We start from the raw sequence: 23,551 nt of genomic DNA, 5'->3' as shown, positions 1-23,551 counted from the left end.
TAAAATATGAAAAAGCTATTTTATATACTGGTAGTGGTTTTTATTTCTTTTCCTGCCCTGCTTGTTGCTTTAGGAACTGCGGAAAAAGTGCAGGTGAAAGATGTCAAATGTATTGGTAATGAGAGGGTAAGCAACCAGACAATAGGGTTCTATATAAAACTAAAATCTGGTGATTATATAAACGACGATGATATAGACTCAATTATAAAAGATCTATATAAAACAAAGTTATTTGCTAGTGTTAATGCTTACATAGATGATAAAAAAAATTTAGTAATAAAAATTCAAGAAAATCCACTAATTAACAAGATAATATTAAAGGGTAATAAGTTATTTAATAGCAAAGAGTTACTAAATAATGTGATTCAGTCAAAATCGCTAACTATTTTCACTGAAACAAAATTGCAAAACGATTTAATGAATTTAATCACTACTTATAGAAATAACGGTAAGGTTGGCGTTAAAATTGAATATGAGTTGGAGAAGCTCGATAGTAATAGGGTCAATCTAATTTTCAAAATAAAAGAAGGCAAAACCTCTAAAATTAAGGATATAAGATTTATAGGCAATAAAAACTTTTCTGAAAATGAGCTAGAGCAAGTTATTAAAAGACATAGTAATGACATATTTAGTAAGTTATTTAGAGCCATTTTTAAAGGCGAAAATCATTATTCACCGCAATATCTATTGATTAACACAGAATTGCTCGATCGTTTTTATTCGTCTAAGGGATATATTCAAAATAATATTCAACCAATTGTTGAGGTTGATAATAACAATCAAACAGAGTTAACTTTTTTGATTGACGAAGGACAGCAGTATTTGTTTGGAAATAATGAGGTTAATATTGAAACTGAAATTCAGGATTTGAGCCTAAAAGAAGAAATATTGGATTTTATAACAGAGGAAAACGATAAGATATTTAATAGAGTTAAAATTAATAATACAGTAGAAAAAATAAACAAATATTTAAATGAAAAAGGATACATATTTGCAAAAGTTAATCCAGAGTATGCACAACGTGACAACGTTGTAGATGTAACCTACAGAGTGCTGCCGGGTAAAAAGATTTATATAAATCAAATTACAATTGATGGTAACGATCGCACTTTAGATAAAGTGATCAGAAGTAAGCTAAGTGTAGCAGAAGGTGATGCATACAATATATCTGAGATTCAAAAGTCACGTAAAAAACTAATGAGTAGTGATTTTTTTGAAACAGTGAAAGTAAATAGTTACGCAGTTAATGACAATACAGTAAATCTTGACTTAAATGTTAAAGAAAAAAACACTACTTCGTTGTATTTGGGAGGCGGTGTGTCTCTTCCTGGTGGAGCATTGATTAAAATTGACCTCAAAGACCGTAATTTATTTGGTACTGGAAAAGAGCTCTCTTTTGCTCTTGAAAAAAGTCAATACGTATTTTCTACTGATTTAGAGTTTGTTGAAAATAATTTTAACGATTCTGATACGTCACTAGGCATGGGTGTATTTTATGAAAAACAAGATAAACCAAACACTACTTTTGATAGTTGCGATATGGGATTTTTTACAAAGTTATCATATAAAGTCACAGAGAACTTAACTAATTCCCTTCGCTATTCTTATAAGTATAATCATATACACATGGATAATAAGGGTGGACAAGACACCGATATCTCTGAAATAATACTGGACCGAAAAGGTAAACATCAGATTTCATCAGTGGGATACACGTTGGCATATAATAAACTGGATAATCTATATGCTCCAAAAGAAGGGTATTTACTGCGCTTAAGTCAGGATATTTCAGGATTGGGAGGAAACGTGAATTTCCTAAAATCTGAATTCTTATCTTTTTATACGCACCCTATATTAAGCAAAATTGACGATGATATAACGCTACGCTTTAAGATGGCGGCAGGTCATATTTTTTCTTATACTGATGAAAATCTAAACATTGGCCAGCACTTTTTTAAAGGGGGTAATGAGATTAGAGGGTTTGACCTTTCCGGTATTGGACCAAGAGCAGAAGACAAAAATAAAAGCTCATTAGGAGGCAAAACTTATTTTAATCTAACACAGCAAGTGGATTTTCCTCTACCAAAACTATATGACTATGCTGGTATCAAAGGCTCACTATTTGTTGACTATGCGACACTTTTTGGCTTAGATGATAAAAATAAGAAGTATGAAGGGAAATACTATGATAGCAAGCTTGTGAGAGTGTCACCAGGTTTTGGCTTTTCAATGCTTTCTCCTTTTGGTAGACTTAGATTGGATTTCGGGTTTCCTTTAGTAAAGGAATCTTATGATATAATACCATCACCAAATGTTAAATTTTCTATTGAAGCGGGGATTTGAATGAAATATATACAGTTATTTATATCAGTTATTGCCTTAATTATTTCCTTATTTGTGGGGTATAAGTTTGTAGGATATCAACCTCAGAACACAAAAGCTGCAATTATCGATAGTGACAAAGTCATCAATGAATCTCTTGCTCTGCAAAATATACAACAACAAATAAAGGAGCAGAATTCTAGATTACAACAAGAATTTGAAAGTGAGTTAGAAAAACTTAAGCCATCAAAAGAAGAATTTGAACTTTTGTCAGAAGAAGCAAAAAAAGAAAAGACAGAACAGTTTAATAAGCACACTGTAAATACTAGAGATAATTACGCTAAAAAAATGTTACATTTAGAAGAAAGCTATAGAGACGCAGTAGAGAGTGTTTTTAACAAGATAAAAGAAGTCGCTAAAAAAACGGCAGAAAAAAACAACATAGATTTGGTACTATTTATTTCAAAAAAGAACCAAGTTTTATACTCCATGGATGAAGTTGATTTATCAGATGTGGTATTAAACAATATAAACAAGAAAATACCTGAATTTGCTTTGAAAGGCATTGAGTAGGCTTATGCAATTTAATATCAGTGATATTATAAAAATATTACCACATTCTTATCCGTTTCTCTTAGTAGATAGAGTTATAGAGTGTGATCCTGGTAAAAGTATAAAAGCAATCAAAAATGTGACTTTCAATGAGCCATTTTTTATTGGCCACTTCCCTGGTCATCCAATAATGCCAGGAGTCTTGATAATTGAATCTCTAGCTCAGGCATCTGCTATATGTGTTCTAGGTAAAGAAACAATAGAAAATAAAGTTGTTTACTTGAGATCCATTGAAAATGCAAAATTCAGAAAGCCAGTTACTCCAGGGGACACATTGATTCTTCAAGCTAACATTCAAAGTGTGTGTTTAGGTGTACACAAATTTAGGTGTATTGCATCTGTTAGCGAAGAAAAAGTTGCAGAAGCAACAATCTCAGCAGTACTGCAAAATAAATAAAATCTTCATCTGTAAGAAACAGCATGTACACTTTATAGTATAGCAATGAAGCTGAATTTCAAAATCTCATTTTCGAATCTATATACTCGCAATGGATTAACAAAATTAGATGAGACATTTTTGAATTATATTAAATCATGTGATGAGAGCTTGTTTTGTTCATTAATTGAAGCAAGAGAAAAAGCAGCTTCTTCTTCGATGTCATCCCAGTGTCACCTCCCATCATCCCAGTGTCACCCCCCGTCATCCCAGTGTCACCCCCCGTCATCCCAGTGTCACCCCCCGTCATCCCAGTGCTTGACACTGGGATCTAGAAAACAAGAAGGACGGTCAGCTACTTGGATGACAGATAGTCAGTTAATAGTAGACCTCTCATATTTACTTGATGAATTTATTGCAAAACTTTTCAATGTTGAAAAAGAAATAGAGGAGCTAAAGAAAAAGCACAACGACTTTGCTGTAATATATAAGTGCAAAAGATTATTTGTCCAACGCTATGCATTGAAGAAATACACTAATGTGGCGAATATAGATATTACTAACAAACTAAGTCATTTTCTCACTTTGCCAACAACAGAAAAAAATTTTGCTGAGCAGGTGATGCATTGGTTTGAAGATAAAGAAAATCACAAAGAAGAAATAGAACTTGCAGCACAATATGCAGTGTGGAGAGTAAAAAATAAACAGAGTATATTATTCAGTATTCATAAAAAAATCGACCACGAAAACCTCATACCATTTTCTAAAAAAGAAGTGGACAAAGTTGAAGTGCTGTATTCAAATGAAGTAAAAAGACGATACGGTTTTGATCTAACAAGCAAAAAGGTGAGTTTGAATAAAGCACTAGATAATGCTCACTACTGCATATTTTGTCATAAGCAAAGTAAGGACAGCTGCTCAAAGGGGCTAATTAATAACGACAATACTTTTAAACAATCTCCACTAAAAGTTGAACTGCACGGCTGCCCACTAGAGCAGAAAATATCAGAAATGAATCTGGTGAAAAGCGAAGGGTACAGCATAGCAAGTCTTGCAATTGTGATGATAGATAACCCATTATGCGCAGCCACTGGACACAGAATATGCAATGACTGCATGAATTCGTGCATATATCAAAAACAAGAACCCGTAAATGTGCCAGCAATTGAAACAAGGATTCTGGATGATGTGCTCAGTTTACCGTACGGATTTGAAATATATTCTCTGCTCAGCCGTTGGAATCCTTTAAATTTTCAGCGTTCATTGCCAAGAGAAAACACCGGAAAAAACATTCTAATTGTAGGCCTTGGTCCTGCTGGTTTTAATTTAGCTCATCATTTGTTGAACGATGGGCATAACGTTATCACCATTGATGGACTAAAAATTGAGCCTTTGATCGATAATTTCCAGCTAATTAAAGATTTTGAACACGAAAAATTGAGTGAACGCACGGCAGGAGGGTTTGGTGGGGTGGCAGAATATGGTATTACTTCTCGGTGGGATAAGAATTACTTAAAGATTATTAGATTACTGCTGGAAAGACGTGAGCATTTCGCACTTTATGGAGGCATTCGTTTTGGTGGCACGATTAATGTTGATGACGCGTTCAACTCGGGTTTTGATCACATTGCCCTAGCACTTGGCTCTGGCAAGCCACGAATGATCAAAATAAAGAATATACTAGCTCGTGGAGTGCGTATGGCATCTGACTTTCTTATGTCGTTACAACTGACTGGCGCTCTTAAATTTGATTCTATAGCAAATCTGCAAGTTCGTATGCCGATAGTTGTAATAGGGGCTGGGCTTACTGCGATTGACACTGCCACTGAAGCTTTAGCGTATTATCCAATTCAAGTAGAAAAATTTCTTCTTCGTTATGAGATATTAGTTGATAAGTATGGAAAGGACTGTGTTGAAAAAGATTGGACAGAAGAAGAGCGCGAAATTGCGAATGAGTTTATATCACACGCACAATTGATCCGAGAAAAGCAAAAGTTAGCAAAAAAAGAGAATAGAGAAATAAAAATATTAGAGTTGATGCAGAGTCTCGGGGGAGTGAAAGTTATATATAGAAAAGAGCTAAAAGATTCACCAAGTTATCGATTAAATAGCGAAGAGGTGCAAAATGGGCTGTCAGAAGGGATTTACTTTATTGAAAACTTAGAGCCAGTTGAAGTTGTGACGGATAAATATAACCATGCTGAATCAATAAAACTGATAGACACAAAATCCGGCGAAATCAAACGTATAAAAGCACGTTCTATTTTTATAGCAGCAGGTACTGAGCCAAATACAGTTATTGCAACAGAAGATAAAAAGCATTTTAAATTAAGTAATGGGTATTTTACTCATTTGAATTCATCAGGAAAAGAAATAGACCCAATATTTTCTCCTAAAATGCAAAATAAAGATAGAATATTAGTGTATAAGCAAGGCAATAAAACAATCAGCTTTTTTGGTGATCTTCACCCTTCGTATAGTGGCAGCGTCGTGAAAGCTATGGCAAGTGCTAAGAACGGCTACCCTATTATTTCTCAGCTTTTGAGTGGAGTTAATAGCTTCGTTTCTGTCATTCCAGTGTGTGATGTTGTGGGCCAGAAAAAAAATGCGTGGTCAAGTGTTGAAGACCTGGCTAATAAAGAATTATTTAATAGAATCAAAGAGCAATTCACTGCAAAGGTTATAAAAGTTCAATATTTAACAGACAAAGTTGTGGAAATAGTGATCAAAGCACCACTTGCGGCAAAGAATTTTAAGCCTGGGCAATTCTTTAGATTGCAAAATTTTGAAACCAATGGCAGAAAAGCCAATAATACAAACCTTGCTATGGAAGGTATAGCCGTAACCGGCACTGAAGTAGACAAAAAAAAAGGAATTATTTCCACTATTGTGCTGGAAATCGGCGGCTCCACTAATTTATGCAGACACTTAAGAGAAGGCGAGCAAATAATTCTTATGGGCCCAACTGGCAGACCTACTGAGGTTTACTAAGTCTCAATATTAAAGTGATGCCAAATTTTATTTCAAAAAGTAAATAATTTACTAACGCTCGTGCACAAATTAAAAATAAATTATGCACGAGTGTAGCGTTATGAATTAGGAGTGCTATATTAAAGCTTACCTCACTATTAAAGCTATCGGTCAGATTAGATTAAAAACCTAATCTGACCGGTTTCTCTATAACCCTCTAAACTCTGATATAATTATATGATAATTAGTTTAATTAGTGGTTAATATGCAAATTGATTTTATTCATATATTGAGATAGCATAAACCATATTGGTTTTAATTATTGTGCAACTTTATAAATCGTCACTGTTACTTCTACTGACTGTATTAATAGTTATAGTCCTAAAATTACCTGAAAATTTGAGCATTGCAGTAAATTGGTCTCTCCCAATTCTAGATTTTGATTTATCTTTTCGTACCATACTAATATCTTTTTTATCAGTTGCATTTTTAGCTGTTCTACCAGCACAAAATTTGACTTTTTCAGAGATGCTATCTTTTGCTGCTTACACTATTAGTTCACTTTATGCAGTTTTATCTGAACATATGATATTGGTTATAATATTCTGTGAATTAATGACCATCAGTGCATTTTTTATTATCGCAGCTAGCTGTAGAGATAGTGGACCTGCAATAAGGTACGCTTGTGTACACTTTTTCGTTGGAGTTATATTAATAGCAGGATTGGCACTTCAAAGCACTAACCTGATAATTTTGGGTTTATTGATAAACTGCGCTTGTTTTCCTTTTTCGTTTTGGGTTGTTGATGCATATCCTGCTGCATCGCTACATGGCACCACATATCTCTCTTTATTTACCACTAAAGTCTCTTTTTTAGTGATGCTTTTACACACTTATAACCTATGGCAAGATTGTACTGAAATATTAGCGCTTGTAGGCACCATCACTGCAATTTACAGCATTATATTTGCTTCTCTTGAGCAAAATATTCGCAGATTTTTATGCTATAACGTTGTAGGACAAATGGGCTTGCTGATTATTGCAGGAAGTTTGCTCAGTCCTTCGGAAAAAGCAATACCAATTTTGATACTGCATATAATCTTCTCTCTTGTTTATCAATCATTATTGTTTGTGGTCAGTAATTCGATTATTTCACAAACAAAAACAATTAGTTTTAATGGAGTGGGTAAACTGATGTCAGTGGAAGGCATGTGTGCTATAATCGCAATACTTACAATGGCTGCATTTCCTGGAACCGTTGGATTTATCAGTAAATCATATATCACAGCTGAAATTGAAATGAACACTGTTGCCTTAAAAGGGTATAAAAATTTATATAAGCTTCTAAATTTGCTGCTTCATTTAAGCGTGGGGCTAAAGTTTCTTTATTACTTATTTATTGCAAAAAGTAAGTCAAAACCTTTAGCAGAGAGAGGAGGCAAAATGACTATGATTATTTTAGCATTTATATGCGTAATCGCTGGCAATCCTTACTTACCTATTTACAATAAGCCTTCAATTTTTAATCTTGCGTACAACACAAAAAATATTTGGTCGCAATTTAATTTATTACTATGTACCACTTTATTGTTTATTCCTTTACGCAAGTTATTTTACCCGAGAGTAAATTTTAAAATGGATGTTGATTGGATTTTTAGAGCTTTCATACCCTATATTATCTTGCTGTTCAATCAGTTAGTCTCTAAAACTAGAGAAATGTTTGCCAGCGTAGTGCAAAACTTGACTAATCCACTTACTGGTTTATACTTTAATAATATTACTAAACTTAAAGAAGTGCTGGGTTATAACTCAGTGAGTTTTGTTTCAGCTTCTTCTCTCTTTTTAATGAGTATTCTACTAATGCTATTATGTTTAAATCGTTAACTGAAAGTTTAAATTCTGTATTTAGTAAACTGAGAGGAAAGTCAATCATTTCTGAAGATGATTTTAATCTTGCCATGCGTGAAATACGCATAGCCTTAATTGAAGCTGACGTTTCACTTGAAGTTGCAAAAAAATTCATCAACGACATTAAAGATAAAGTGATTGGGGAAAAAGTCATAAAAAGTGTTTCTCCAGCACAAATGATAATTAAAATTGTACAGGATAATTTAGTTGCAGTTCTCGGATCAGAGAAAAGTGACTTAAATCTAGCAGTTAAACCCCCTGCTGTGATTATGATGGTGGGCTTACAAGGTGCAGGTAAAACAACTACCTCAGGAAAGCTTGCTTTAAAACTAAAAAAGCAAAAGAAAAAAGTGATGCTTGCCTCTTTAGACATTTATAGGCCTGCTGCCCAGAAACAACTTGAAGTGCTAGGTAAACAAATAGATGTGCAAACTTTACCTGTAGTAATAGATGAGAAGCCCATTACAATTACAAAAAGGGCAATAGCAATAGCAAAGAACGATAATTATGATGTATTAATACTAGACACTGCAGGCAGGCTTCATATTGACAATAATATGATGAATGAGTTGAAAGCCGTAAAGGAAATAGCTTCACCTGCAGAAGTTATTTTAGTAGCCGACGCAATGATAGGCCAGGATGCGGTCAACATTGCCAAATCATTCAATGAGGTAATAGGTGTAACCGGCATTATTCTCACCCGTGTTGATGGTGATGCACGTGGTGGTGCTGCTCTTTCTATGAAAATGATCGCCGATTGTCCAATTAAATTTATTGCTTGTGGTGAAAAATTAAGTGACCTCGATGATTTTTATCCCGATAGAATTGCAAAAAGGATACTTAGCATGGGTGATGTTGTATCATTGGTTGAAAAAGCTGCTGAGATTGTTGGTCAGGAAGAAATTGATAAGTTACAAAAGAAAGTGAAAAAAGGTAAATTCGACCTAAACGACCTAGTGGGAATGTTAAAAACTCTGAGTAAAATGGATGGCATTAGCAACATAATGAAATTCATTCCTAGTTCATTTACAAAAAAGCTAAGTAGCAGTGTGCCAGATGACAATAAAGTGAAAAAATATATAGCCATCATAAACTCAATGACTGAAAAAGAAAGGCAAAATCCAGATATTTTAAATGGCAAAAGAAGACTTAGAATTTCTAAGGGGTCCGGAACAACTGTAACTGACATTAATCTTCTAATTAAGCAGTATAATCAAATGAGCTCTATGGTAAATAAGTTCAGTAAAGTTGACCATAGTAAACTCAAAGAATCTGATTTGATGGATATGCTAAGCAGAAAGTAAGTGACCTTACCTTTAGCTATATCAAAAGCCGGCTTAGGTCTCGCAAAAAAATTTACAGCTTCTTGCTAGCCAAGAAATTTATTATTAATTTTAAGAAATACTATAGCTGACCCAAGCAACACGTCATACCGCGATTCATTTCATAACTGTACGAACATTGTAGTGTGGGCCACCAGTGGGGTGTCATCCGAGTAGCTTGACTACTTGGATCCAGAAAAAAGAATGGTGTCATGAAAGTAGCCTCCTTCTCCTGTCATCCCAGCGCCCAGAGGTGTCATCCGAGTAGCTTGACTACTTGGATCCAGAAAAAAGAATGGTGTCATGAAAGTAGCTGACACTGGTCTCCATCCAAAAGGGTGTCATCCGAGTAGCTTGACTACTTGGATCCAGGAAACTTAATTGCAAGTAATGCATTGGGTTTGGTGAGTATGGGTTTTGCGTTATAGAATGAAGCACTTTTTGTGAATTTGTAAAGAAAACTGGATCCAAGTAGTCAGGGCACTGGGATGACATCATCCTTTTTTTTGGATTCCAGACTGGAATGACAGCAGTCCTACGTCATACCGCGATTCATTCGCGGTATCTCTAGATCCCGCTAACAAGCAGCGGGATGACGGTTGTCGTTTAGCTACAAATATTAAGAAATTTACCAAACGAAAAAAAAGGCAAAAGAAGCCCCGTGGTGGTTGGCTATTTACTATGTACTAAAATATCGGCGTTTTTTTTATTCTAAAACGCTTGATTAAGAGCGATTTAGCTGCTTTTAACTTGCAACTAACCTACACCGCAAGTGTTTAAGAAATTTACTAAGCAGGAAAAAAGGCAAAGAAACCCCGTAGTAGCTAGCATTCAAATTCTCCCTTGTCAATTTGACGTTTTTTGCTGTCTTAAACGCTTTGTAAGCGCGTTTCGGCTTATATAGGTAAAAACCTAAAAATTTTTAAAGACATGCGATGCACGTAGTGCGAAAAATTAAACATGAGACGCCAAATACCCTAAGTTTTTTGTCATTAACTTGCACAGATTGCGAAGATAAATAAATAGCTTCAGTTTCATGATAAGGGGGCTGGCGGAGTTTGTCAAGTAGGTTTTTTCGTTTCTATTGTAATGACAGTTATGGCCTGTGCAAGAAATCTATTGATTTACAGCAGGTTCTTTGTTACAGTTCGTAGTTATGCAAAGAAACTTAAAGCCTCATGAGTTTATTTACAGCCAGTGATTTACATAATTTGGAGCTGTATAGCTGAGTATTGTATATGATAATATTGATAACAAACGATGATGGCTTTGGAAGTGAAGGAATAAAATTACTCAAAGAGGTTGCACGGAATTTTGCGTCAGAAATATGGATAGTGGCACCAGATACTGATAGAAGCGGAGCTGCAAGATCTCTTGATTATCCAGTGAAACAATCTATTGGAATAAAACAACATAGTGAAAGGGAATTTAGTGTGTCTGGTACTCCTGCAGACTGTGTCATTATTGCGCTAAATAAAGTTATGAATAAAAAACCAGACTTAATATTGTCCGGAGTAAATATTGGATCAAATGTCGGGGACGATATTTGTTATTCAGGAACAATTGGTGCTGTAATGGAAGGTGCTGCAAGGTCTATACCTTCTATTGCACTGAGCCAAGTTTATCATGATAAAATAGACTGGCACAATACAAAGGTTTTTGCACCAAAGGTTATTGCCAAGCTCGTTAAGGTTGGTTGGCCTAAAAACATAGTGATGAGTGTAAATTTTCCTGCTACAGAAAAAGTAAAAGGAGTAGAATTTGCTGAACAAGGTGAATATAACATTGATGGGGATTTAATTTTTACTGAAAATTCGAATGGCTCTTTTAGCTTAAATTGGTCTCGAGAGCACTCAGGCAGTGGTAGTGTAAATAAAATAAAAGAAGGATTTATTACTATCACACCAGTAAAATTAGATTTTACAGATTATGATACATTGAATGCTATGAAAAATTCTTGTGCAGACGAATTTTCTTCTATAGCTGACTGAGAAAAACATTTGCATTGCTCCTAATTAGATGTTTTCTATTGTGTTATCGCGAGCAATTATTTTTTCTTCACCTGTATCCATGTTTTTAATCTTTAAAGTTTTACTACTCAATTCTTCATCGCCAAAAATTAAAGCAACTTTAGCATTTGCTTGATTTGCTTTTTTCATTCGGGTTTTAAGCGCTCCGCTATATTCATAGATCACATACAAATCATTTCTGCGCAATTCATTTGCAAGTGTTAGGGCATATTCTTCAGCCTCTCTACCGATTGGAATTAGGTAAATAGGTCGCTCTTCTTTCGGAGAATAATTGATTAACTCCATTATGCGTTCAATACCTCCTGCAAATCCTATTGCTGAAGTGTGTTTTCCACCCACTGAAGATACTAAATTATCGTATCTTCCACCGGCAAAAACTGCCCCTTGTGCGCCTAAATCCTCTGTAACAAACTCAAACACTGTGTGGCAATAATAATCCAAACCTCGAACTAGTTTATTGTTTACGGTATAAGGTATATCAAGAATTGTTAATCCATTTAGTATTTGTTCAAAGAAATCTGAGGACCCTTTCGTATAATAATTGCTGATTTTAGGCGCATCAGAAATTATTGATTTATCTTTCTCATCCTTGGAATCCAGTATTCTGAGTGGGTTTTTGATCAACCTATTTTTGCTATCTTCTGATAGATCATTTTGATACTTTGTAAAGTATAAGATCAAAGCTTCTCTATACTTAGTTATTGTTTCACCATCACCTAAAGAGTTGATTTCCAGCTTTACATTTTTATTGATGCCAAATTCAGTTAGTAAGTGCTGAACGAGTGATATCAATTCAATATCAGCTTTTGGATCTTCTATGCCAAAAACCTCAAAATTTATCTGATGAAATTGCCTTTGTCTTCCCTTTTGCGGCCTTTCATAGCGAAATGCAGGTCCTGTTGAGAATAATTTTATCGGTGTTTGCAGTTTTTTTTCAATGAGTAGCCTAACAATCGCTGCAGTGAACTCAGGACGTAAAGTTATGCTCTTTCCCCCTTTATCATTGAAGCTATACATCTCTTTAGTGATGATATCTGAGCTATCACCTAAGGTTTTTGTAAAAACCTCCGTGTATTCAAATATTGGAGTTTGGGCGGGCAAAAAGCCGTATAGACTTGAGATTCTATTTGCTGTTTGCTGAATGTATTTAAACTTGTACCATTCATCAAACAGGAGATCTTTTGTTCCTCTAACCGTTTGATTAGTCATAGTGTGGTCTCTATACCCGCAACCTCTGGTATGTGGTAGCTCAGCATATTCTGCACTCCTTGCTTGAGGGTAATTGCAGCACTTGGGCATCCAGAGCAGGCTCCTTGCAGCTCAACATAAACTATTCCATCTTTATAGCCACGGAATTTGATATCACCACCGTCTTGAGCAACTGCAGGTTTGATATAACTTTCCATCAATTCTTTTATTCTATTTACAATTTCTATATCATTTTCATCGAAAAATTCCTCATCTGATATATTATTATCATTCACTCCTTCTTTATCTAGCGCTTTTCCACCTGAAGTAAAGTGATCCATGATTGTAGTTAAAATTTCTACTTTTAGTGTATCCCAATTAATTCCACCCAATTTTGTTACTGAAATAAAATCATGACCAAAAAACACTCTTACCACATGTTCTATTTGAAAAAGATTTGCTGCTAACTTGGAGTTTTTTATTTCATCTGCATTTGAAAAATCAGCCGTTTCTCCTTCGTTTAGAATTGCAAATCCAGGAAGGAATTTTAGCGTATTTGGGTTTGGTGTTTCTTCAATCTGGATGAACATGTTATTTACCATGACAATTATAATTGTTACTATTTAATCATAAAATGATAAAAAAATATACATGTCATTCATCTTTTTTCTTTTTTTAGTATTCATAGTAATTACATTTGTCTTGCCTAGCGTTGTTGTATTTTTTCTTTTCCTGACAAAAAAAAATAACATAAGTTTCATGATGAACTCTATATTGAGTAAGTTTTTGAACGAATTTAATAGCAGTAGAAGTTATACTGAAAATTACACTGGTGACAACATATCCAAAGATGAAGCATTAAAGATACTGGGGCTGAATCCTGAGGCAAGTCAAAATGAAATCAATAAAGCATATCAAAATTTAATGAAGTTAGTTCATCCAGATAAGGGAGGCTCGGAATATTTTGCACAAAAGTTAAACGCGGCACGTGATAGGTTGCTGAAGAGGTAATTAATATTGCTTTAAAGTTTTTATTTGTGCATAAAGGATAAGCTGCTACAATAAAACGAGTTAAAGGTAGAGAAAGCTTTAAGTTATGCAAGATGATACTAAAAAAAAAACAACGATAGAAGAAGAAAAAGGCATATTAGGGTGGATAGAATATAGACTGCCTATATTTTCTTTTCTAAAACACACCGCTTCTTATCAAGTACCAAAAAACTTAAATTATGCTTGGAACTTTGGCTCTTTGGCTGGTATAGCGCTAATTTTACAAATAATAACAGGTATATTTCTTGCTATGCACTACACTCCGCATGTTGATTATGCGTTTAATAGTGTAGAGCGCATAATGCGGGATGTGAATTACGGGTGGTTAATACGCTACACTCACGCTGTTGGAGCATCGCTCTTCTTTATGGTAGTCTATGTTCATATAATGCGTGGATTATATTACGGATCTTATAAAAGACCGAGAGAGATGGTGTGGTTTATTGGAATATTTATATTTTTTGCAATGATGGCAACTGCCTTTATGGGATATGTATTGCCTTGGGGACAAATGAGTTTCTGGGGTGCAACAGTTATAACCAACTTATTTTCTGCTATACCTTTAATTGGCAATAAAATAGTTATATGGTTATGGGGTGGTTTTTCAGTGGATAACCCAACACTTAACCGTTTTTTCGCTCTGCATTATCTTCTGCCTTTTGTTATTATTGCTTTAGCTATGCTTCATGTGATAGCTCTGCATAGGTTTGGCTCTGGTAACCCAAGTGGAGTGGAGGTAAAATCAGATAAGGATACCATCCCTCTCTATCCTTATTATATAGTCAAGGATTGCATAACTTTTGGTCTGTTTTTTGTAGTTTTGTTCGCATTTGTTTTCTATGCTCCCAATTATCTTGGGCATCCAGACAATTATATAGAAGCTGACTCTATGGTAACTCCGGTACACATAGTGCCAGAGTGGTATTTTTTACCTTTTTATGCAATGCTACGTTCAATTCCAGATAAACTTACTGGTGTGCTTACCATGTTTGCGTCTATTTTAGTGTGGTTTTTGTTACCTTGGCTTGATAAATCAAAAGTTAAAAGTGGTGCTTATCGCCCGGTGTTTAAGAAATTTTTTTGGGTTTTTGCAATAAATTTTGTACTTCTTGCCTGGCTTGGAGGACAAGAGGTAAAAGAGCCTTACATCACTATGAGTAGGCTATCTACTCTTTATTACTTTGCATACTTTGTGATAGTTTTACCACTGCTTAGTAAGTATGAAAAGCCAAAAGAACCACCAAAAACCTTAAGTGATTCTGTGCCGGAGATGAGGTGATGTCAATTCAAAGCAGATCTCTTACAAAATTCTCTGTCATCCCAGAACTCTCTTCTGTCATCCCAGAGCCCTCTTTTGTCATCCCAGTGCTTGACACTGGGATCCAGAAAAAAAATAAATGGATTCCAGCATCATGTACACAATTGTATGAACGTTGTATACAACACACAGTGTCATTCCACTATCTTCCGTTGTCATCCCAGTGCTTGACACTAGGATCCAGGTATAAAAATACTTACAAATCATGCAATGGACAACAGATTCTAGGAGTGCACGATAACCATAATGTCAGTGATGAAATAAGCTGGATTCCAGTGTCAGCTACTTGCATGACATCAATTCGAAATTTACTAAAACAGTGGTTATGCATGGGATCTAATGTATTTGCAATCTTCTGCATGTTATTTCTATCTAGTCTTATATCTGCAGAAGAATTTAAATCATCACCAAATAAGAAAATAGACTGGAAATTTGATGGAATTGTCGGATCTTTCGATAGAGAGTCAATTCAGCGTGGCTATAAAGTGTATAAAGAAGTCTGTGCTGCTTGTCATTCAATGAATAGGGTAGCATTTCGTAATTTGCAAGATGTTGGTTTTTCTGAAGAAGATGTAAAACAGATTGCAGCTTCTTATCAAGTTAAAGATGGCCCAAATGATTTGGGTGAAATGTTCGATAGACCTGGAATACCTTCGGATTATTTTATTGCACCTTTTGATACAAAAGAAGCAGCTGCAGCAAGCAACAATGGTGCAGTCCCACCAGACTTATCATTAATTATTAAAGCAAGGCATGATGGTGCAAATTATGTCTATTCATTGTTAACAGGCTATCAAAACGGCGAACACGATGAAAATGATTTATATTTTAATTCGTATTTTCCAACAGGCAGATTAGCTATGGCGCCACCACTTTCTGAAGGAATGGTGGAATATGATGGTGCAAGGCAAGCCACAGTTGAAAATATGGCGTATGATGTGATAAATTTTTTACAATGGGCAGCAGAGCCAGAATTAGAGCGCCGGCATAAACTTGGATTAAAAGTAGTGGCGTATTTTATAATTTTAACAGTGTTTTTTGTATTAACTAACAACAAAGTTTGGAGCAAGCTCTATAAAAAGAAGTGATAGTCAATTTTGCCTCAAGCACAATGGTTGTCATCCAAGTAGCTAACACTGGTTCCTTTATGACAGTGTCATCCGAGTAGCTGACACTGGGATAGCTTTGTCGCATCGTACCTTATACGGTAATAATTTACGATAAATTCATGTAGCCATTTCGAATTTAGCCATACCAATGTCAGTAAATTTATTAAGCAAATAGCACTTAATGAGCAGTTCTTTTTCACGATTTAGAGGTTGTCCACAAACCAGTAAATCAAGCATATTCCCTACTTAACATAACTTTACTCATAGCCAGATATATGAAACTTTCAGTAGATGTTGTAAGTAAATCGTACTCCTTTGATAGCCTTCTATTTCTATTGATCCAAGCAAAAGTCCTCTCTACCACCCACCTTCTCGGCTGTACTGAAAATCCAGGATCCCGTTGGGCTTTGTTGCATCGCTAGCTATGATGGATTAAAGATAAAAAAGATAGCGAATATCAGTAGCTTATTATTCTGGTATTTATAACAAGAACGGTCAGTGAATACCTAAATTTGAGTAAAAGAAATTTCACTACCACTCACTAATCTGGCTAAAATTCAAGAATTTCAATGCTTTAGCTATTTTCAATAGAATTAAATTTATTAATATAAATAACAAATTACTATTCTTAAATTTGATCAGATTGATTGCAAAAAAACAAGATTTTCAATAGGTTGCTTATAATCCTAACTATAGTTAGCCTTTCATAAGTAGCGATGCAACAAAGCCATCCCGTTGTGGCAATAGTTCTAGTGGTGTATCTTTATGCACCCAAAACCTACATGGAGGCCTTTTGACAATTTCAATATCTATCCCATATTCTCTCTTTACGTAATCCTTTAAATCTTTTCCTTGGTATCCCATATCAGCCCACATTTTCTTAATATTGCTGTATTTTTCCTTCATATTGTCCAATGCCATCTTCACCCCATCTCTGTCATTTTCGCTTGCAGCTCCTACATAGCAACCAAGCACAAATCCTTGAGTATCTGTGATTATATGTCTTTTTCTCCCCTTTACCTTTTTCGCACCATCATAACCTTTGCCCCCCCTTTTTCCGTGGTTTTTACCGATTGACTGTCCACTATGCATGCGCTCGGCTTCCCATTTTTGACCTACTATATTTAGTGATATCATAGTTCATTTTCTCAAAAATTCCCTGCTTTTTCCATCTTCTAAACTGTTCATGCACAGCCTTCCACGGCGGAAAATCGTGTGGTAATACCAATTCTCATTGTTGTCCAGTCAAATAGGAAACATTGCAGAGTTGTTTAATTGTGGAGCTGGCAAGAGAAGTAATAAATTTGCACAAAGCACCCTCAAGTAGAGCAATTGTATCGTATATTTTATTGCGCAAAATGTTCTGTTTTATATATAACCAAAGCCTCTCAACAGGATTTAGCTCAGGTGAGTATGGAGGTAGGTATATAATGTCGATATTTTTAGGTACCTTTAAATTTTTTGACCTATGCCAACTAGCACAGTCCATAACGAGAAAAGCCTCTCGTGTTTCTAGATATTGCGAAATTTGCTCAAGAAATATGTTCATGCAATCAGTGTTGACATTTGGTGCAAATAAGCTAGAACTCTCTCGATTTCTAGGATTAACTGCACTATAGAGATAGAAATTTTGCCTACCTAATTTTGTTTTAACCTGTGTTCTAATCCCCTTTTTAAACCACCCATGTCCAACTTTTGAATGTGTGCCAAACCATGATTCATCAAAGAAAAATAGCTCTTTTTCTGGATACTTGCTAATAGCTCCATTGAGATTTTTTTTTGAATTCCTCTTGTTTGCTTTTATCTTGTCCATTATGAACTGGTCTTGGTGTAATATATGAGAATTTCATCTTTTGCATATGGCGGTGTACTGTAGATTTGCTGATATTTAATCCGAACTTTTCCTGGATTCTTATTCTCATTTCTTTAATGGTGATATTAGGATTTTCTTCTATCCACTCTTCAATTTGCTGTAGTTGAGCCTGATTTAATTTAGTTTTTCTACGACGTTGTGAAGGAGCAAACAGTTTTTCTTCTCTGCCAATTTTCAAGAGTTTTACCCACGAAGTTAGTGCGCTTCTTGAAATGCAATATATTTTTGCTACAGCCGTTATACTGTACTTTTTTGCTGCAATTACAGCATTTAGTTTTTTTGAAACATATGCATTATTCCTTACTTTCTTCAGCATTTCTTTTGCTGATTCTACTACTTTTTCATCCAATAATTTTGATCTTAATGCCATTTAAACCTCGCTATTTTACTTACTTCAGTATGGCTTTTCTTCCATCATTGTCCATCTGTTTGCCCTGTAATGGGAATTGGTATCAGAGGTTGTCCGGAAACAAGTAAAAGGCTATAATATCTGAAATTTTAGTACGGGGTAAAGATGAGAAAAAAGTATCCAACAGATCTAAGCGAAAGGGAATGGGCAAGAATAGAAAAACACTTCAGAGTATCATACAAGAAAGGAGGAAGGCCGCCAAAGTATAGCAAAAGAGAAATATTAGAAGCAATTTTCTATGTATTGCGTACAGGGTGTCAATGGCGGTATTTACCAAATGATTTTCCGCTATGGAAGACTGTGTATGAGCAGTTCAGGCAATGGAAGAAGCAGGGAATTTTTGAGAAAATGAACTATGATATCACTAAATATAGTAGGTCAAAAATGGGAAGCCGAGCGCATGCATAGTGGACAGTCAATCGGTAAAAACCACGGAAAAAGGGGGGCAAAGGTTATGATGGTGCGAAAAAGGTAAAGGGGAGAAAAAGACATATAATCACAGATACTCAAGGATTTGTGCTTGGTTGCTATGTAGGAGCTGCAAGCGAAAATGACAGAGATGGGGTGAAGATGGCATTGGACAATATGAAGGAAAAATACAGCAATATTAAGAAAATGTGGGCTGATATGGGATACCAAGGAAAAGATTTAAAGGATTACGTAAAGAGAGAATATGGGATAGATATTGAAATTGTCAAAAGGCCTCCATGTAGGTTTTGGGTGCATAAAGATACACCACCTGAGCTACTACCAACAAGAGAACAAGGGTTTAAAGTACAGCCAAGAAGATGGGTTGTAGAAAGGACTTTTGCTTGGGTTAATAGGAATAGAAGGCTATCGAAGGAGTATGATTTACTCACAACATCCACTGAGAATTTCATATACCTAGCTATGAGTAGGGTTATGTTAAAGAGGGAATATGCTTGAATTTACTAGTTTCCGGACAACCTCTGAAACGCTATAAAAAATTTCCTGATAATCTCTCGCATATAACACAAAGTTGGGATACTGCGGTTTCAACAAGTAACATGAGCAACTTTAGTGTCTGCACCACCTGGGCAAAAATAGATAATAAATTCTATTTACTCGACGTATATCGCGCAAAGCTTGAGTATCCAAAGCTTAAAGAACAGGTTTTGTCACTAGCTGCAAGATGGACGCCACACGCAATTTTAATCGAAGCAAAAACAAGTGGTCAACAATTGGTGCAAGAGCTAAAGACAAACAGTGATTTACCGATTATTGAAATAGTGCCACATGATGACAAGCTCACTCGATTTCATCAAATTGTTCCGATTATAGAGTCTGGCAAGGTTTTTCTGCCACATCAAGCAGTATGGCTGAACGATTTTGAGTATGAGATTTTAATGTTTCCTGAAACTCGACACGATGATCAAGTAGATAGTACCGTGCAATATCTCCAGTGGGTGAGAAACAGTACCTCCAGGGTTGCAGCTATACGAGCATTGTGATTTGAGTCTACCAGTACTGGGATGACAGCTAGGAGACAACCGTCATCCCGCTGCTTGTTAGCGGATGAGATACCGCGAATGAATCGCGGTATGACGGTTCGTGGTGGTATGACAGTTCGTGGCGGTATGACGGTTCGCGGCAGCATGACGATAAGCTCGTCATCCCGCTACGTGTTAGCGGGATCTATGCTAAAAGATACCACGGCGGTATGACGTAGAACTGCTGCTTGTTAGCTGATGAGATACCGCGAATGAATCGCGGTATGACGGTTCGCGGCGGCATGACAATAAGCTCGTCATTCCGCTACTCGTTAGCGGAATCTATGCTGAGATATCGCGGCGGTATGACGTAGGGAAACCTTTCTTGGGTTAGCTATATCAATAGCATTGCTTTAAAAAGAGTGCCCATATTTTCAGTCAACCTTAAGAATTCACTAAAGATCCTATTCTTTTGTTCATCACTTGCGCTTTTCATTAAAGCCTGGGTTCTTTCTTTTATGCCAAAAAGATATAAAAATTCCCTTTGAGTTAAAATCTCACAATCTACATGCTTTAATGAATCTCTTAACGCTTGAAAGTTCACAAGTGCGGTAATATCACTATTACCAACATTCTCAAGAAAATTAGCATACTTATGTTGTTTTATCGATTGCAAAGTGCTCTTATATGCGGGGTATACATAACCGTAATCTACAATCAAAGCAGCTCCTTTATTATTATATATCTTCTTCTCAAGTTTTTTTAATATTTCAACCCCAACTGAACATATTTCCACCACTGCACCATTAAAAAATTTTCCATTTGTCATCTGAGTAGCTGACACTGGAATCCATGATTCTTTTTTTCTGGATTCCAGTGTCACGCACTGGCATGACACCAAGAGACTGCCATCATCTTGTTTTGTCACCATATTTTCATACCACCCCTCATCATGATATACAAACTGATCTATCGGAAGAGCGTCAAAGAACTCATTTGCTAAAAAAATGGTTGGTTGTTCTGGTAGGTTGTCAATATTTTTGTGCCAATTAACATCTAAGCTTTTTAATTTTTCCTTTTGTATCTTCCGTAAAGTAGGGCTTATTTCAACTAAGTGGATCAACATCGAATTAAAAAAGCTGCTGTATTTTTTAGTGACTCTTATTATATCGTGAATGAGTGTTCCTTTGCCTGGCCCAAGTTCAACTAGAGAAAATTTTGATGGCTTTCCTAATTTTTCCCATGTATGCATTATCCAAACTGCAATTACTTCACCAAATAATTGGCTGATCTCAGGTGCGGTAGTAAAATCACCATCCTTACCAAGCGGTAATTTACTTGTATAATAGCCGTATTTTTCATGGTACAAAACGGCATTCATGAAATCACTGATGGATATTGATCCTTGACTTTTGTCAATTAATTCGTGTATATAAGTGAGCATGTTATTAATAAATGTTTAACTATAGCGTGCCATAATATAAAATAGTAGAGTATTTATATATATAGTATACACTTAAGTTTGTGAGTAATAGTGCTTCAGTTATGGACGACAAAAACACCGATTATGTTGCCCTTATAGCTCAAGATGATAGTATTGAATACAAATTTGAAGAAGCTGTCAATTTTATAGAAAACAAGGTTATAAATGCTGATGGGCTAACTTTAGCGGAAGTGTTTCAAGTGCTAGTTCAAATGCTAGATGGTGATCTAGCATTGGTAAAAAAAGTACTAGCATATGCTAATATTATGGCAAAGCATGGAATGAAGGTAGCAAAAGAGTCGCAATTAAGCAGAGCTGATGTTCGCCGAGCTTTGGAAGGTAGAGAAAGTGTTGTCAATAGACAAGATTTTATAAAGAAACCACCTCTTCCACCTGCTATAAAATCGACCAAAAAGAAAAGTAGAGGTCTTTAGATGGCTGAATCTATAAAAAAATTTACTGTACAATGTGACTTCAAAGGACAAAGTTCACCTTTTGCAATATACATAGGAAATCCAAAAAGTGATGCTCATCCAATTCATCATCAAGATTCCTGGCTTGTAAAAGAACGTGGAGGGAATATTCCTAATAAAGTAAAAGAAAGTCTACAAAAATTATATAAACTATCTCAAGAAAATGGAGTCTCTTTCTCAGAGTTATGCGCGTATGCCATTACTGTGGTTAGTAATAATGATAAAAAAAGTGACGACAAGGAGTAAGATAGTTTAATCCCTCAATATTTCATTTATAGAGATTTTCGATCTCGTCTTTTCATCCACTTTTTTTACTATGACTGCACAATAGGTTGAAATATTATTTTTAGATGGAATAGACCCTGGTACCACTACAGAATAAGGTGGCACTTCGCCGTAAAATACCTTGCTAGTTTCTCTATCAATAATCTTTGTTGATGCCCCAATAAACACGCCTATGCCAAGGACTGATCCTTCTCTCACTACCACACCCTCGGCCACTTCGCTACGTGCTCCAATAAAGCAATTATCTTCTATAATGACAGGTGAAGCTTGAATAGGCTCAAGAACTCCACCTATTCCCACTCCACCGGAAATATGACAGTTTTTTCCTATTTGCGCACAGCTACCAATCGTTGACCAGGTATCTATCATTGTTCCTGAATCAACATATGCACCAACGTTGATAAAACTTGGCATTAGAACAACATTTGTACCTATATAAGCAGATCGGCGAACAAAACACCCAGGAACTGCTCTAATTTTTAACCGGCGAAATTTCTCCTCATTCCATTCACTAAACTTGTTACCGATCTTATCAAACCAGCAATTAGTATTATCTATTATTTTATTTTCTTCGGTGAGAAAATGTAATAATATTGCCTGCTTTATCCACTTATGTACTACCCATTCTCCACTTGATAGCTTTTCTGCTACTCTAATTTTGCCACTATCAAGGAGCTCAATTACCTCTTTAATTGCTATTCTTGCTGTTTTCTTTAGATTACAGTCATTAAATTTTTCTCTATTTTTCCAAATATTTTCTATCTCACTCTGTGTTTTTTTTAGTTGCAAACCTTCCATTTGTTATATATATATTGATATTAAATTTGTAGCTCTGTATCATTTGAGCTTGTTACTACTTTATATGTAAGTGCTATGAAAATACAATGTAATAGTTGTACTAAAACTTACTTAGTATCCCCCGAGCAAATTGGTGCATCTGGAAGAAAGGTAAAGTGTACGCACTGCAATCACATATGGCATGAATATCTAGAAGAAGTGTCAAACAAACAGCACTCTGCTAATATACAGGAAAAAAAAGTTAGTGGAAGGAATTTTTTACAAAATCTAGCATTTACCACTCTAGCTTTTGCAACAGCTACAGGGTTATGCATTGTAATTGCTAATGGCATCTTTCCTAGAGAGATGAACAAAGCATACAAAACGATCAGTTTATACAAGGATTCAATAAGCTATAAATTAGGGTACAAAAAAGAACAAACAGAAAGTCCAAATGTAAAAAAACTTGCTGTAAATAAGTTTTATCAAGACTACCTTTTTTTATCTAATTTAAGATCTAGTTAAATAGGCATACCGATATCGGTATCCAGCTTCTCTAGCTACTTAGATGGTGTTTAGGGTGACAGAGTTTAAA

19 protein-coding genes and 4 pseudogenes are annotated in these 23,551 nt (G+C 35.4%); 15 read left to right on the top strand and 8 right to left on the bottom strand.

Annotated features, from left to right (window positions below; all coding sequences use genetic code 11):
* Positions 1 to 6 precede the first annotated feature (6 nt).
* From bamA to ffh, 6 genes are all read left to right on the top strand, one after another.
* Positions 7 to 2,343, top strand: coding sequence for an outer membrane protein assembly factor BamA (gene bamA / locus AAGD51_RS04720; RefSeq protein ID WP_077188198.1), 2,337 nt, complete (start codon positions 7 to 9; stop codon positions 2,341 to 2,343).
* The gene (locus tag AAGD51_RS04715) at positions 2,344 to 2,895 is read left to right on the top strand and encodes an OmpH family outer membrane protein (protein ID WP_077188197.1); all 552 of its coding nucleotides are present in this window, start codon (positions 2,344 to 2,346) and stop codon (positions 2,893 to 2,895) included.
* 4 nt (positions 2,896 to 2,899) lie between these two features.
* A complete protein-coding gene (gene fabZ / locus AAGD51_RS04710; RefSeq protein ID WP_006279640.1) occupies positions 2,900 to 3,331 on the top strand; it encodes a 3-hydroxyacyl-ACP dehydratase FabZ in 432 nt (143 codons plus the stop codon).
* Positions 3,332 to 3,376: 45 nt separating this feature from the next.
* Positions 3,377 to 6,301 (top strand): FAD-dependent oxidoreductase, encoded by a 2,925-nt coding sequence (locus AAGD51_RS04705; RefSeq protein ID WP_341810383.1) that lies wholly within the window; start codon positions 3,377 to 3,379, stop codon positions 6,299 to 6,301.
* A 303-nt stretch (positions 6,302 to 6,604) separates the two neighbouring features.
* Positions 6,605 to 8,164, top strand: a complete 1,560-nt coding sequence (locus AAGD51_RS04700; RefSeq protein WP_236514983.1) for a proton-conducting transporter membrane subunit — start codon at positions 6,605 to 6,607, stop codon at positions 8,162 to 8,164.
* Complete coding sequence (gene ffh, locus AAGD51_RS04695) at positions 8,149 to 9,492, top strand: signal recognition particle protein (RefSeq protein WP_095742798.1); 1,344 nt, start codon at positions 8,149 to 8,151, stop codon at positions 9,490 to 9,492. The genes AAGD51_RS04700 and ffh overlap by 16 nt, the downstream gene beginning before the upstream one ends.
* 200 nt (positions 9,493 to 9,692) lie before the next feature.
* On the opposite strand, the gene AAGD51_RS04690 is transcribed toward ffh, so the two are convergent.
* Complete coding sequence (locus tag AAGD51_RS04690; RefSeq protein ID WP_255703202.1) at positions 9,693 to 9,815, bottom strand: hypothetical protein; 123 nt, start codon at positions 9,813 to 9,815, stop codon at positions 9,693 to 9,695.
* A 933-nt stretch (positions 9,816 to 10,748) separates the two neighbouring features.
* Between AAGD51_RS04690 and surE the strand changes: the two genes are divergently transcribed.
* Complete coding sequence (surE, locus tag AAGD51_RS04685; RefSeq protein ID WP_077190543.1) at positions 10,749 to 11,501, top strand: 5'/3'-nucleotidase SurE; 753 nt, start codon at positions 10,749 to 10,751, stop codon at positions 11,499 to 11,501.
* Between the two features lie 24 nt (positions 11,502 to 11,525).
* On the opposite strand, the gene hisS is transcribed toward surE, so the two are convergent.
* Together hisS and AAGD51_RS04675 are read right to left on the bottom strand one after the other, a co-directional pair.
* Positions 11,526 to 12,749 (bottom strand): histidine--tRNA ligase, encoded by a 1,224-nt coding sequence (gene hisS / locus AAGD51_RS04680; protein ID WP_077188193.1) that lies wholly within the window; start codon positions 12,747 to 12,749, stop codon positions 11,526 to 11,528.
* Positions 12,746 to 13,318 carry a NifU family protein gene (locus AAGD51_RS04675; protein ID WP_049973585.1) on the bottom strand — a complete coding sequence of 191 codons (573 nt, stop codon included), beginning with the start codon at positions 13,316 to 13,318 and terminating at the stop codon, positions 12,746 to 12,748. The genes hisS and AAGD51_RS04675 overlap by 4 nt, the downstream gene beginning before the upstream one ends.
* A gap of 169 nt (positions 13,319 to 13,487) precedes the next feature.
* On the opposite strand from AAGD51_RS04675, the gene AAGD51_RS04670 reads away from it, so the two are divergent.
* From AAGD51_RS04670 to AAGD51_RS04660, 3 genes are all read left to right on the top strand, one after another.
* A complete protein-coding gene (locus tag AAGD51_RS04670) occupies positions 13,488 to 13,739 on the top strand; it encodes a J domain-containing protein (protein ID WP_236514981.1) in 252 nt (83 codons plus the stop codon).
* An 85-nt stretch (positions 13,740 to 13,824) separates the two neighbouring features.
* Positions 13,825 to 15,057, top strand: coding sequence for a cytochrome b (locus AAGD51_RS04665; RefSeq protein ID WP_264337924.1), 1,233 nt, complete (start codon positions 13,825 to 13,827; stop codon positions 15,055 to 15,057).
* A gap of 368 nt (positions 15,058 to 15,425) precedes the next feature.
* On the top strand, positions 15,426 to 16,184 hold the full coding sequence (locus AAGD51_RS04660; protein ID WP_077188190.1) for a cytochrome c1: 759 nt from the start codon (positions 15,426 to 15,428) through the stop codon (positions 16,182 to 16,184).
* A 250-nt stretch (positions 16,185 to 16,434) separates the two neighbouring features.
* Here AAGD51_RS04660 and AAGD51_RS04655 read toward each other — a convergent pair.
* The 3 genes and pseudogenes from AAGD51_RS04655 to AAGD51_RS04645 form a co-directional block, all read right to left on the bottom strand.
* Positions 16,435 to 16,596 (bottom strand): annotated as a pseudogene (locus tag AAGD51_RS04655) (transposase); the annotation flags it as partial.
* A gap of 338 nt (positions 16,597 to 16,934) precedes the next feature.
* A pseudogene (locus AAGD51_RS04650) lies at positions 16,935 to 17,427 on the bottom strand (transposase); the annotation flags it as partial.
* Between the two features lie 9 nt (positions 17,428 to 17,436).
* Positions 17,437 to 18,448, bottom strand: a protein-coding gene (locus AAGD51_RS04645) for an IS630 family transposase (protein WP_236514338.1) whose coding sequence is annotated in 2 segments (ribosomal slippage) — positions 17,437 to 17,985 and positions 17,987 to 18,448 — 1,011 coding nt in all. Because the reading frame shifts where the segments join, the coding sequence is not laid out codon by codon here.
* Between the two features lie 144 nt (positions 18,449 to 18,592).
* Between AAGD51_RS04645 and AAGD51_RS04640 the strand changes: the two are divergent.
* Together AAGD51_RS04640 and terL are read left to right on the top strand one after the other, a co-directional pair.
* Positions 18,593 to 19,414: pseudogene (locus tag AAGD51_RS04640) on the top strand (IS5 family transposase).
* A 20-nt stretch (positions 19,415 to 19,434) separates the two neighbouring features.
* A pseudogene (gene terL, locus AAGD51_RS04635) lies at positions 19,435 to 19,959 on the top strand (phage terminase large subunit); the annotation flags it as partial.
* Between the two features lie 373 nt (positions 19,960 to 20,332).
* Here the strand turns inward: terL and AAGD51_RS04630 are convergent.
* On the bottom strand, positions 20,333 to 21,382 hold the full coding sequence (locus AAGD51_RS04630) for a class I SAM-dependent methyltransferase (protein WP_007549412.1): 1,050 nt from the start codon (positions 21,380 to 21,382) through the stop codon (positions 20,333 to 20,335).
* A 101-nt stretch (positions 21,383 to 21,483) separates the two neighbouring features.
* On the opposite strand from AAGD51_RS04630, the gene AAGD51_RS04625 reads away from it, so the two are divergent.
* Together AAGD51_RS04625 and AAGD51_RS04620 are read left to right on the top strand one after the other, a co-directional pair.
* Entirely contained in the window at positions 21,484 to 21,855 is a 372-nt protein-coding gene (locus AAGD51_RS04625) for a hypothetical protein (RefSeq protein ID WP_077188297.1), read from the top strand.
* Positions 21,856 to 22,140, top strand: coding sequence for a DUF2610 domain-containing protein (locus tag AAGD51_RS04620; RefSeq protein WP_010962783.1), 285 nt, complete (start codon positions 21,856 to 21,858; stop codon positions 22,138 to 22,140). It abuts the gene before it with no gap.
* A 6-nt stretch (positions 22,141 to 22,146) separates the two neighbouring features.
* On the opposite strand, the gene dapD is transcribed toward AAGD51_RS04620, so the two are convergent.
* On the bottom strand, positions 22,147 to 22,977 hold the full coding sequence (dapD, locus tag AAGD51_RS04615) for a 2,3,4,5-tetrahydropyridine-2,6-dicarboxylate N-succinyltransferase (protein WP_077188288.1): 831 nt from the start codon (positions 22,975 to 22,977) through the stop codon (positions 22,147 to 22,149).
* 75 nt (positions 22,978 to 23,052) lie between these two features.
* On the opposite strand from dapD, the gene AAGD51_RS04610 reads away from it, so the two are divergent.
* Positions 23,053 to 23,481, top strand: coding sequence for a zinc-ribbon domain-containing protein (locus AAGD51_RS04610; protein WP_236515113.1), 429 nt, complete (start codon positions 23,053 to 23,055; stop codon positions 23,479 to 23,481).
* The last annotated feature ends 70 nt before the right edge of the window (positions 23,482 to 23,551 follow it).

This window comes from Wolbachia endosymbiont (group A) of Volucella bombylans (assembly GCF_964026965.1).
In the GTDB taxonomy this organism is placed as follows: Bacteria; Pseudomonadota; Alphaproteobacteria; order Rickettsiales; family Anaplasmataceae; genus Wolbachia; species Wolbachia pipientis.
This window is presented reverse-complemented; position numbering and strand designations above follow the sequence as displayed.